The following is an 11,861-nucleotide window of genomic DNA, read 5'->3' as shown; positions in this document are numbered from 1 at the left end:
GGGCCCGCTCTGCCCGCGCCCCCCCCGGCCCCCCCCCCCCCCCCCCCCCCCCCCCCCCCCCCCCCCAAACCCGCTGCCCCCCCCCCCCAACACCCGGCCGGGGCCTCAGCCGTCCGCGGCGGCCGGGGTGCCGCAGGAGGTGCAGACTTGCGCCGCCGCGGGCATTTCGGCGCCGCAACCCCCGCAGAACCGTTGCCGCGCGAGCTGCCCGCCGCAATTCATGCAGAACCGGGCGTGCGCGGGGTTGGCGGTATGGCATGCGGCACAGGCGATCTGGCCCGCCGCGTCGCCCGGAGCAGCCGAGTGCGGCGGCGCGGGCTGCGGCTGACCGTTGGTGTGCGCCTGAATCGCGTTGAGGCCCAGGGCCGCACCGAGCATCCCGGCACCGGTGTCGCCGCCGGGACGGGACAGTCCCGCGCTCGCGCCCAGCGCCAGTTCACCGGCCGCGTACCGCTGGAAGTCGCCCGTCAGCCGGATGTAGGTGATGTCCTTGGCCAGCCGCTTGAGCCGGTCGGCGTCCTCGGGGGCGAGGGTGATGTCGAAGTTCCCCATTCGCGCGATGCGCAGGCCGTACTCGTACAGGGTGAGATTGGTCTGCCGCACCACCGCGTCCTCGATCGGCCGCAGATGCCCGGACAGTCCGAGGATCGGCCACTCGCCGCTCGAAATCCCTTGGGTGACAGCCACCTTCATCGCCTTGAGGAGCAGGTCCGAACTCCAGGACTGCACGCCCGACGGACTGGCCAGATCGGCGGTGCCCGCCAGCGAGGTGATCAGTTCCGCGGGATCGCGCACGGTCAGGGCGAATTCACCGAAGGCCCGCAGCGTGACGACCTGCTCGCTGACCGGGTCCACGATATCCGCCAGCCGCCCACCGAATTTGACGCCGGAGAATTCGCGGGTGGAGATGAAGTACAGCTCCGCGCGATAGAAATTGCCGCCGCTGAGGGTGTCGACCAGGCTGCCGAGGACCGGCAGTTCCTGCGCGTCGATCCGATGGCGGCCGGGCCCGAGCGCCGCGACGACCTGACCGGTCCGGACGAACAGCGCGACCTCGTCGGCGTTGACGATCGCCCGGGTGAAGCGCCGGATATTGACGTCCGGCCACTTGTAGACCATTTGGTTCTTGCGGTCCTCGGGGACCGCGATGAACTCCCGTTCGAACCATGCCATAACTACGCTCCATCAGGCGATTCAATAGCCAGCGTACCGCTGTGTGACGGTCCGCTCAATGTGGCGACCAGGGGTGACGCGGCACCGGATCCCTTGTGTTTCAGACACATTGCGATATGCCCGGAACGGTGTCTCCTTATTGATAGTGCCGTTGGTTGACGGTACATTAACGTCGGTATGACGGGCGTCACCCGAAAGGCCTCACGATGACCACAGTTCGACCGTCCGCCGAGACGCCGGCCGACGCGCTGCATGCCGAGGACGCGGGCTACCACAAGGCGCTGCGACCGCGTCAGCTGCAGATGATCGCCATCGGCGGGGCCATCGGCACCGGGCTGTTCCTCGGCGCGGCCGGTCGGCTGCACACGGCGGGACCGGGCCTTTTCCTGGTGTACGCGGTCTGCGGGATCTTCGTCTTCTTCATCCTGCGGGCGCTCGGCGAGCTGGTGCTGCATCGGCCCTCCTCGGGATCGTTCGTCTCCTATGCCCGCGAGTTCTACGGTGAGAAGCTGGCCTTCGGTGTCGGCTGGATGTACTTCTTTCACTGGTGTATGACCGGGATCGTAGACATCACGGCCATCGCCACGTATGTCCATTATTGGGGAGGCACCCGCAGTATCCCGCAGTGGGCGATCGCCCTGATCGCGCTGGCGATCGTGGTCGGCATCAATCTGATCTCGGTGCGCTGGTTCGGTGAGCTGGAATTCTGGGCGGCGCTGATCAAGGTCGTCGCGCTGGTGGCCTTCCTGATCGTCGGCTCGGTCTTCCTGGCCGGTCGGTTCACCGTGGACGGCGAGCCCACCGGCCCGGCGGTGATCGCGGAGCACGGCGGTCTGTTCCCGACGGGGCTGCTACCGCTCATCACGGTCACCACCGGCGTCGTATTCGCCTACGCCGCGGTCGAATTGGTCGGCACGGCGGCCGGTGAGGCGGAGAATCCCGAGAAGATCATGCCGCGCGCGATCAACTCGGTCATCGCCCGCATCGCGCTGTTCTACGTCGGCTCGCTGGTGCTGCTCGGGCTGCTGCTGCCCTACACCTCGTTCACCTCGGGGGAGAGCCCCTTCGTCACCTTCTTCGACAAGCTGGGCGTCGGCGGCGCGGGTTCGACCATGAACCTGGTGGTGCTGACCGCGGCCTTCTCCAGCCTCAATGCCGGGCTGTACTCCACCGGCCGGATTCTGCGGTCGATGTCGATGAACGGCAGCGCCCCGGCGATCGCGTCGCGGATGTCGAGTTCGGGTGTGCCGTATGTCGGCATCCTCGCCACCGGCGCGATCGCGCTCATCGGGGTCGGGCTCAACGCGGTGGTGCCGGACAAGGCGTTCGAGATCGTGCTGAACATGTCGGCGCTCGGCACCATCACCGCGTGGACGGCGATCGTGCTGTGCCAGCTGCAGCTGTGGCGCTGGTCGCGCGCCGGGCGGGTGGAGCGGCCCGCCTTCCGGCTGATCGGCGCGCCCTACACCTCCATCGCGACGCTGATCTTCCTCGCCGCCGTGGTGGTGCTGATGGCCACCAGCGAGGACGACGTGCAGCGCGGCGCGGTGCTGGCCATGCTGTGCGTCATGCTGCCGGGCCTGGTCGCCGGCTGGTTCCTGGCACGGCGGCGGGTGCTGCGGGTTGCCGAGGAACGGCAGGGCTACACCGGTCAGTTCCCGGTACTGGCCGAGCGACCCCTGCAGAACGAGGCCGCGGAGGCCACCCCGGCGGCCGAGAAGCCGGACACCGAATAGCTCGATGATCGCCCCGTCGGCCGGGGCGATCCTCTTCCCACCGAGGGGAATGGTCTATGTCACCCGTAGCGTACGGCGGACCAGAATGAGGGCGCGATTCATCCGCGGGTTCGGGAGGCTCCTCATGTCGGAACGGTCCGGGACGTCCGACCATCCGTTGCCGCACCCGTGGGCCAACCGGCGCATGCGGGGCACGGAGATTCCGGTCCAGGCACACCCCTGGTCCGCCGGGCGGCCCGTCGATCCGGCGCAGCGCTTCGGTGGTCCGCAGACCGGCAAGCTGGTGTCGGGAACCGAACCGGCGCAACTGTTCTCGCGCGGCACCAAACGAGTCACGGCGGACGACGGCCTCGACACGGCCGGCGAGGAACTGTCCGCGACCGAGGCGGAATTGCGGCTGCTGGCCGAGGCCGAGTCCGGATCCGGCCGCAGCGCCCGCTCGCGCCCCAGCCCCCGCCGCCTCGGCGAGGGCATGGTGGAGATGCCCAAGGTGGCCTCGGTGGACCCGCGGTCGGCCGTGCTGGCCACCCCGGAGGTCGCCGAGGTCAAGCGATTCTGCTGGAAGTGCGAGGCCCCGGTGGGCCGGTCCGCCGACGGCGAGCCCGGCGCGGTGGCGGGCGTGTGCGGGAAGTGCAACTCGCCGTTCAACTTCCGGCCGCAGCTCGAGGCGGGCGAACTGGTGGCCGGGCAGTACGAGGTGCAGGGTTGCCTGGCGCACGGCGGGCTGGGCTGGATCTACCTGGCCGTCGACCGCAATGTCAGTGACCGCTGGGTGGTGCTCAAGGGCCTGCAGAATCCGCTCGATTTCGAGGCGCACGTGGTGGCGCTCGCGGAACGGCAATTCCTGTCCGAGGTGGCCTATCCGGGCATCGTCAAGATCCACAATTTCGTGAAGCACAAGTCCCGGCGCGACGTCGAGGACGGCTACATCGTCATGGAGTACGTCGGCGGGCAGTCGCTGAAGAAGGTGCTCGACGAGCGCGCGCCCGACCGGATACCGATCGCCGAGGCCATCGCCTACATCATGGAAGTGCTTCCGGCGCTGGACTATCTGCACTCGTTCGGGCTGTCCTACAACGACCTCAAGCCGGACAACATCATGGTGAGCGAGGACGAGGTCAAGCTCATCGACCTGGGCGCGGTCGCGGCCATGGAGTCCTACGGCAGCATCTACGGGACCCCCGGCTACCAGGCGCCCGAGATCACCGACACCGGCCCGACGGTCGTCTCCGACATCTACACCGTCGGCCGCACGCTCGCCGCGCTGGTACTGGACCTGCCGCGGGACAAGGGTGGGCACTTCCTGCCCGGAATCCCCACGCCGGAGGACGACCCGCTGCTGGCCGCGCATCCGGCCCTGTACCGGTTGCTCGGCCGCGCGACCGATCCCGATCCGCAGCGCCGGTTCCCCTCCACCTACTCCATGTACTGTCAGCTCACCGGCGTGCTGCGGATGGTGATGGCCTGCGAGACCGGCCGCGAACACCCCCAGGCCTCCGTCGAATTCGGTTCGCTGCGTGGGGATTTCGGTATCGACACGGTGATCGGCCAGACCGACGGCATGATCGACGGCACCGAGCGGATGCCCACGCTGGACGCCGGGCGGGTCTGCGCGGCGCTGCCGGTGCCGCTCATCGACAGCGAGGACCCCAGCGCCGACCTGCTGTCCACCCTTTTGCACGGCGAGCCGCAGCACGCGCTGGAAACCCTGCGGCGCACCCGTGATCGGATCGCCGCCGGCACTATCGCCGAGCCCGCGTCGTTCCAGCTGGAGGGCACGCTCACCGCGGTGCGCGCGCATCTCGAACTCGGCGAGATCGTGCCCGCGCTACGGCTGCTCGCGGATCTGCGGCCGCGGTACGAGGCGGACTGGCGGCTGGAGTGGTACGCCGGTGTCGCGGCGCTGCTCGACAGTCGTTTCGAGCGCGCCTACAGCAGTTTCGACGCGGTGCACTCGATGCTGCCCGGCGAGATCGCTCCGGCTCTGGCCCTCGCCGCCACCGCCGAACTCGTGCTCCAGCATCTGAGCGAGTCCGGCGATGTCGAGTTCTGGCATCGCGCGGCCGCCGACTACTACCGGCGGGTGTGGCGCACCAACCACGGCGTGGTGAGCGCGGCGTTCGGGCTGGCCCGCCGGTTGGCCGCCGACGGCGAGATCACCGAGGCCGTCGCCGTGCTCGACGAGGTCCCCGCCGAATCCCGCCACCACAGCGTGGCCCATCTGACCGGCTCCCTGCTGCTGGTGTCGCGACCGGTCGCCGATGTGACCGAACAGGATCTGGCCGAGGCCGCGGCGCGGCTCGAGGATGTGCCCGACGCGCCCCGCGCGCTGCAACTGCGCGTCGTGGTGGTCGGGGCCGCGCTGGAATGGCTGCGCGCGGGCGGGCGGCCGCGGGTGCCCGACGCGGAACTGCTCGGATTCCCGCTCACCGTGCCGGGATTGCGGCGCGGCGTCGAATCGTGCCTGCGGGATCTGGCCCGTACCGCGGCGGACCGCATGCACCGCTACCGCCTGGTCGATCTGGCCAATCAGGTGCGGCCGCGGACACGGTGGTAGCCGGTCGTCAGCGCGAGCGCAGCCCGGTCACGACGATCACCGGCAGCGCGGCGAGCAGCAGCAGCCACCACCAGTTGCCCGTGACGAAGGCGCAGACGAAGGCGAACACCACCGCGACGAGCGCGAGGGTCGCCATTCTGGGAATGGTGGTGTCGCCGGGCGGGGGCGGGGCCTGTGCCGCCACGGGCAGATCGATGAACAGTTCGGCCAGTTCCGCCTTGGTGGTGGCGGACGCCGCGATCGCGCTGCGTTCGTCGTATTCCGTCAGGGACAGCCGCCCCGAACCGAGCTGATCGGACAGTTCCCGTAGCGCGCGTTCCCGGTCGGCCGCCATGAGCCGTGAATCCGGAATTTCTGTCATGCCGTGCAGGATAGCTCGGAGTTGTTTTCTCCCGAATTATCCGAATAACCATCGCCGGGAAGAAATCCCGAGGATGGTGATCGCCGCCACCAGCTGAGACGCTCTGCCCTGTTTCGGTGTGGTTTCCTTGAGGTATGACAGCCGGTACCGAGTACACGATCGATGAGCTGGCGCGTGCCGCCGGTACGACCGTGCGCAGCCTGCGGGTGTATCACGAGCGGGGAGTGCTGCCGCCGCCCCAGGTGAAGGGCAGGACGGGCTTCTACGGACCGGACCATCTGAACCGGGTCCGGGTGATCAGTCGGCTGTTGAATCGGGGGATCAAACTCAACGGCATCAAGGAGTTGCTGGAGGCCTGGGACCGTGGCGACGATCTCGGCGACATCCTCGGCGTCGGCGAGGGCGCGGGGCCGGTCCCGGAGGAGCCGGCGGGCGAGACGCTCACCGCGACCGAACTCGCGCGGCGCTACCGCGATGTGCCGCAGGGGCTGTCCAGGGTGGTCGCGCTGGGTGTGTACGAACCGGTCGACGCCGAGACCTACCGCGTCAGCAATCACAAGCTGCTCGATGTCGCCGAGCGATTCGCCGCGGCCGGCGTCTCCGACGAGGCCGTCATCGATGAGCTGGAGCGCTTGCGGTCGGACTGCGAGCGCATCGCGCGCCGGTTCGTCGACCTGTTCGAGCGGACCTCCTGGGCCGACTTCCGCCGGTCCGAGGGCGGCACGACGGATCTGGCGAAACTGGTGTCGGGATTGTCGGCCACGCGCGTATGCCCGGAACAGGCGGCGGGGGAATTCATCAGCCGGTCGGTGTCGCAGTATCTGGATCAGGACAGCGAACTGGCCGAGGTGTTGCCCGGCGCCTAGTAGCCCCGCGGCGAGGCGCTCGCGTTGGCCTGCTGCACATTGGCGGCCAGGTTCGAGCCGTCCCGCGAGACGTCGTACCTCTGCATCACATAGTTCATACTGGCCGCGATATTGGCGGTGGGATCGGTGATGACATTCGATGTGCCCGCCACGTGATACGCCTCGAAAGTCGAGGGAATGGTCTGCGTCAGGCCCTGGGAGGGATGGCCGGCCGCGGCATTCGAATCGTTGAGATTTATCGCGCCGGCATTGAAGCCCGATTCGCGTTCGATGAGGGTCATATAACCCCTCGTCCAATTCTCGATCGCGACCGGATCGGTGATTCCGAGGGCCTTCAGAGCTTCCTTGATGTGCGCCCGCACCTGATCTTCGCTGAGTACGTTCCGAGCGGTGCTGCCCGATACGCTGCTCACCCGGTCGGTGTAGTTGCTGTCGTAGCCACCGGAGCTGTTGTGCGGCACTCGGGGAGTGGACACCGGACCACTGCCGGGTCCGTCGTATCCGGGGATATTGGCCGATTGCTCGGTCAGCCACTGGTGGGCGTTCGTCACCGACTGCTCGCTGTCGCCGACGGCCTTGTCGATGGCGCCGATCGCGAGAAACTGCCGAGGCAGGTCGGGCTTGTCGGGTACCGCGTCGAGGATTCCCTGGACCTCGGTGCCGAGTTCTTCGACCTCGCTGACCGCGGTATTCGAGACACCGGCGGATTTCTTCGCGATATCGGCGATATTGGTGTCCAGGTCGTTGAGGCGGGTGAGATAGTCCTGCTTCTTACCCTGCTCGCGATCGAGCTGCGTGGCCATCTCGCCGCTGATGTCCTCGTCGGCCCGGTCGAGGTCGTCGAGTTTCTGGACGGTGATCGTATCCGCCGTGCCGTCGCCGAGTGCCTTCAGCAACTTGTTCAATACCGTCTGGGTATGTGAGGTATAGGAGGCCAGCACTGGAGCGTCGGCTGGCGGCGTCAGCGTAATCTCTTTAGGAGGCATCGCTCACCTTCCGCCGCGCCATGGCGTGTTCTCCGTAATTCGTTCCAGTACTGGATGATTTCGTCCGCCGACGCCTGATCGGTGGTGCCCTCGCAGCATAAACGGAGTTGTCCGGCCGGCCGCCGCCACACTTCCCGCGGATGGGAACGGATCCCGCCCGAGGCTCTCCTTCGTTCCGCCTGATGTTCCCACTGGTGGCAACGCGCCCGAAGCTATGTGCCGCTAAATAACGGTACATTGGTTCGTGTGTCGATGGATGGACGTCGACAACGGATACGGGCGAATGGAGACCACGCCGATGACCACCACCAATGAACTGAGCAGTGCCCCCGCGGCACCTGGCCGTACCGTTCGGCTCCGCGTCGCGGCCGCCGCGGCCGCGGTGATCGCCGCGGGTGTGGGGCTGGGGGTGCCGGCTACGGCCACCGCCCAGCTGCCCGGCGCGCCGTGCCTGTGGGCGGGCGCCGCGTATCCCCAGGGCGAAACCGTGTACGCGGGCGGCTGGACGTTCACCTGCGGGACCGATCTGCTGGGTACCGCGCGGTGGAACCGCGGCGGCATTGCGAACCAGTGGAGCACGGTCGACAACCCGGGCGCCGCGGCCAATCCCGCGGGCCGGTTCAGCCCCGGTGCGCGTCAGCCCGGCACCTCCTACACCGACTACTGTGTCGGCCAACAGCTGATCGAGGGTGCCGAGGACGTCTATGAGGCGGTGCCGGTGGGCGGCGGATTGTATTGGCGCGCAGCCGGTCCGGTGTCGCAGTGGCGGTTCGACGGGGCGCGTCCGGAGGCGACGTGGCGCTCGTCGGGTTCCTGTTCGGAAGGTTCGCTCCTCTGAATCCGGACCGACCGGAATAAACCTACTTAGGTATATTCCATCCAGAACTACCGATGCGCGTCGACTGTGATTGTGCCCAAAATCCCACATTCGCACCGACGCGCAGATGGGTATGTGATGGGAAGCGTGACGCTCTGGATGCAGATGTCACTCGACGGTTTCGCGGAGGGCCCCGACCAGCAGATTCACTGGCCGGTGGTGGACGAGGAATTGTGCGCCTCGTTCCTCGACGAGCTGCGGGCGGCCGATCTGTTTCTCTACGGGCGCAAGACATTCGAGATCATGACGTCGTTCTGGCCCACAGCGGACGCGGATCCGGCGATCTCGCCGTTCTACGTGGATTTCGCGCGCTGCTGGAAGACCACACCGAAGCTCGTCTTCTCCCGCACCCTGCGCGCGGCGGGGTGGGACACCCGCGTCGTGGCCGACTCGGTCGTCGAGGAGGTCGCGGCGCTGCGAGCGCGGCCGGACTGCGACATGGTGCTGTTCGGCGGTCTCCAGACCGCCACGCTGTTCATGGAGCACGACCTGATCGACGAGTACCGGCTGTTCGTGCACCCGCTGCTGCTCGGGGGCGGCATCCCGCTGTTCCCGTCGGCGCTGGACCGGGCCGGACTGCATCTGGTCGACGTGATGACCTTCGACAGCGCGGTCGTGCAGGTGCATTACCAGCAATCGGCTCCCGTACCGTGACGGCCCGAGGCGCCGGGGCGCGCTGAGCGGCCCCAAAACCGCAGGGGCGCAGCCTCGGTCACGAGCGTGACCTGGTACGGATGAACCGAAAAGCCGCGACGAGCCCGAGCCGAGTAGGTTAAGTTTTCTTCATTATGTCTGTGGTACCGGTACCTGGCACGGTCCTCCCAGCTACCACCAGCGAATTCGTCGGCCGGCAGGCCGATGTCGAGCGTGTGCGATCGCTGCTGGACGGCGGCGCGCGGCTGGTCACACTGATCGGCCCCGGCGGTATCGGCAAGACCAGGCTCGCGGCCGAGGTGCTGCGCGGCGTGCCCGGTCCCGTGCATTGGGTCGGTCTCGCCGAACTGGGTCCCGAATCGGTGACCGAAGATCTGATCCGGTCCGCGATCCGCGTCGATGCCGCGGGCCGGCCCACCCGCGAGCCGCAGCCGGACGCAGCGGCCGAGCCGGCCCGAAAAGTGCTGGTACTGGACAATTGTGAGCATGTGCTGGCCGCGGTCGGCGGCATCGTCGCCGACCTGCTGCGGCAGGCGCCGGAGCTGACGATCCTGGCCACCAGCCGGGAGCCGATCGGGTGGGTCGACGAGCACATCGTGCCGGTGCCCCCGCTCTCGGCCGCGCACTCGATCGCGCTGTTCCGCCGTCGCGCCGAGCTGACCGGGCGGCCGATCGGCGACGATCCCGCCCGGCTGCACATCGCCGGGCAGATCTGCCGCCACGTCGACCACAACCCGCTGTTCATCCGGCTGGCCGCGGCCCGGCTACGGCAGCGCCCGCCCGGCATGGTGCTGCGCGAACTCACCGGCGACGCCGACGACAAGCGCCTGCAGTGGCGCCACGGCGCCCGCGCCGGCGCCGATCTGCGCCATCGCGGCGTCTACGACGTGATCGCGTGGTCCTACGAGCTGTGCGGACCCGCGGAACAGCGCTTGCTCGAGCGGCTGTCCGTCTTCGCCGCCGGGTGCGAGACCGACGACGAGCGGTCGCTGCGCAACGGCATCGAACTCGACGCGGTGCTGGCGGTGTGCGCCGACGAGACCCTGCCGGCCGACACCATCGAACCGCTGCTGGAACAGCTGGCCGAGCGATCGCTGCTGTCCGAACACCACACCGCCACGACGGTGCGGTGGTACCTGGTGGAGAGCGTGCGGGTGTTCGCCTACGACCGCCTGCGCGGCCGCGCGTGCGCCGCCGCGACCGCGGCCCGGCACCGACGCTACTTCCGGGACAAAGTCGTTGCGGGACAATCCATCTGGAACACGCCCGAGGCGCAGGATCGGCACGATCGGGTGCATTCGGGCTGGGACAACATCCTGCTCGCGATCGAGACGGGCCTGTCGACACCGGCCGAGGCGGTGGTGGCGCTGGAGACGGCGGCCGGGCTGCTGTCGATGTGGATTCCGTTCGCCACGCACGGCGGCCCGGCCTTCACCCGGCTCACCGCCCTCGCGGTCGAGGCGACCCGTGCGGCCGACCCGCGCCCGGACGACCTGCGCGTGCGGGCGATGGCCCTGCTCGCGTGGGTCGCCATGTGGCAGGGGCGGATCGACGACGCCGCGCGCCTGCTCGACGAGTGCGCGGCCACCTGTCTCCCGGCCGCGGCCGTCCCCACCTGGCGCGACACCGCCGAGGAGGATCTCGGACTACCCGCGCCGGTGGAATGGATCCGCGGGCTGGAACTGATGCTGGTGCACGCCGATCCGCGCGCCATCGCGGTGCTGGAGCGGGCCCGCCGCAAGGGCGCGGACGCGGGCGACCTGGTCGGGGAGGAACTCAGCGGCGTATTCGTCGCGCTGGCAGCGGCTTTCGTGGGGGAGCGGCAGGTGGCGCTGGATACCACCGCGCGCATCCTCGAACGTTCGACGGCGAGCGGCTCGCTGTTGTCGCGGGGGTGGGCCCGGCTGGCCCGCGCGGTCGCCCTGGTCACGCACGGCGATCTCGGCGAGTCCGCGGCGATGTCCCGCAGCGTCCTGACCGATCACCTCATCGACGGGGACGTCTGGACGGTGAGTTGGGCGATCGGCGCCCGGATCATGGTCGCGGGGCGCATGGTGCTGGAGGCGTCGGTGGCCGGCGACGAGACCGTGCGCGTGGCCGCGGCCACCGAGATGGCCCGGCTGGTGGGAGCTTTCCGAGCCTGCGTCCGCGCGACGGGCACGGTGATCGAGACGGTTCCGCTGATCACCACCGAACTGCAGCGGGCGGCGGACCTGTCGGCGGTGGTGCTCGGGGAACGGGCGTATGCGGCGGCCCGCGACGAAGGTGCCGCTGTCACACCGGAATTCGAGACGCTGCGGCGGTACGTGCTCGATCGCGCGCCCGCCCACCCGGCGTCCGATGGGGCCGAGCCCGTGTCGCCGCCCGCGCGGTGGGACACGCTGTCGCGCGCCGAGCGGGCGGTGGCCGTGTTCGCCGCGGCCGGGTGGTCCAACAGCGCGATCGCGGCCGAGCGCCGCAGTTCGGTGCGCACCGTCGACGCTCAGGTAGCCAGCATCCGGCAGAAATTGAGCACCCCGTCCCGCAAGGAGATCATCCAGCACATCCCGGTCGATCTGGCCGAGGCCGTGCGGCGGGAGGCCGAACGCCGACCGCGCCGCGCCCCGCGCCGTTCGGCGGGCCGGCCGTAACCGCTGCCGAAGTCGCGCTGC

9 protein-coding genes are annotated in these 11,861 nt (G+C 69.0%); 6 read left to right on the top strand and 3 right to left on the bottom strand.

Annotated elements, in window-relative coordinates; genetic code table 11:
* Nucleotides 1-105: 105 nt before the first annotated feature.
* Complete coding sequence (locus QH470_RS31500) at nt 106-1,173, bottom strand: SPFH domain-containing protein (protein ID WP_280276015.1); 1,068 nt, start codon at nt 1,171-1,173, stop codon at nt 106-108.
* 206 nt (nt 1,174-1,379) lie between these two features.
* On the opposite strand from QH470_RS31500, the gene QH470_RS31495 reads away from it, so the two are divergent.
* The gene (locus tag QH470_RS31495) at nt 1,380-2,909 is read left to right on the top strand and encodes an amino acid permease (RefSeq protein ID WP_280276014.1); all 1,530 of its coding nucleotides are present in this window, start codon (nt 1,380-1,382) and stop codon (nt 2,907-2,909) included.
* A 124-nt stretch (nt 2,910-3,033) separates the two neighbouring features.
* A complete protein-coding gene (locus QH470_RS31490; protein WP_280276013.1) occupies nt 3,034-5,466 on the top strand; it encodes a serine/threonine-protein kinase in 2,433 nt (810 codons plus the stop codon).
* Between the two features lie 7 nt (nt 5,467-5,473).
* Here the strand turns inward: QH470_RS31490 and QH470_RS31485 are convergent, their stop codons facing one another.
* Nucleotides 5,474-5,827 carry a DUF1707 SHOCT-like domain-containing protein gene (locus tag QH470_RS31485; protein WP_280276012.1) on the bottom strand — a complete coding sequence of 118 codons (354 nt, stop codon included), beginning with the start codon at nt 5,825-5,827 and terminating at the stop codon, nt 5,474-5,476.
* Nucleotides 5,828-5,961: 134 nt separating this feature from the next.
* Here QH470_RS31485 and QH470_RS31480 point away from each other — a divergent pair, with 134 nt between their 5' ends.
* Nucleotides 5,962-6,693, top strand: coding sequence for a MerR family transcriptional regulator (locus QH470_RS31480; RefSeq protein ID WP_280276011.1), 732 nt, complete (start codon nt 5,962-5,964; stop codon nt 6,691-6,693).
* Here QH470_RS31480 and QH470_RS31475 read toward each other — a convergent pair.
* The gene (locus QH470_RS31475) at nt 6,690-7,598 is read right to left on the bottom strand and encodes a transglycosylase SLT domain-containing protein (protein ID WP_280276010.1); all 909 of its coding nucleotides are present in this window, start codon (nt 7,596-7,598) and stop codon (nt 6,690-6,692) included. The two genes, QH470_RS31480 and QH470_RS31475, sit on opposite strands and share 4 nt — an antisense overlap.
* 379 nt (nt 7,599-7,977) lie before the next feature.
* On the opposite strand from QH470_RS31475, the gene QH470_RS31470 reads away from it, so the two are divergent.
* From QH470_RS31470 to QH470_RS31460, 3 genes are all read left to right on the top strand, one after another.
* Nucleotides 7,978-8,517, top strand: coding sequence for a hypothetical protein (locus QH470_RS31470; RefSeq protein WP_280276009.1), 540 nt, complete (start codon nt 7,978-7,980; stop codon nt 8,515-8,517).
* Between the two features lie 126 nt (nt 8,518-8,643).
* A complete protein-coding gene (locus QH470_RS31465; protein ID WP_280276008.1) occupies nt 8,644-9,210 on the top strand; it encodes a dihydrofolate reductase family protein in 567 nt (188 codons plus the stop codon).
* A gap of 134 nt (nt 9,211-9,344) precedes the next feature.
* The gene (locus QH470_RS31460) at nt 9,345-11,840 is read left to right on the top strand and encodes an ATP-binding protein (RefSeq protein WP_280276007.1); all 2,496 of its coding nucleotides are present in this window, start codon (nt 9,345-9,347) and stop codon (nt 11,838-11,840) included.
* Nucleotides 11,841-11,861 lie beyond the last annotated feature (21 nt).

It is taken from the genome of Nocardia wallacei, from assembly GCF_029868745.1.
Taxonomy (GTDB): domain Bacteria; phylum Actinomycetota; class Actinomycetes; order Mycobacteriales; family Mycobacteriaceae; genus Nocardia; species Nocardia wallacei_B.
The sequence above is the reverse complement of the archived record's forward strand: the minus strand, read 5'-3'. Positions and strand labels throughout refer to the sequence as shown.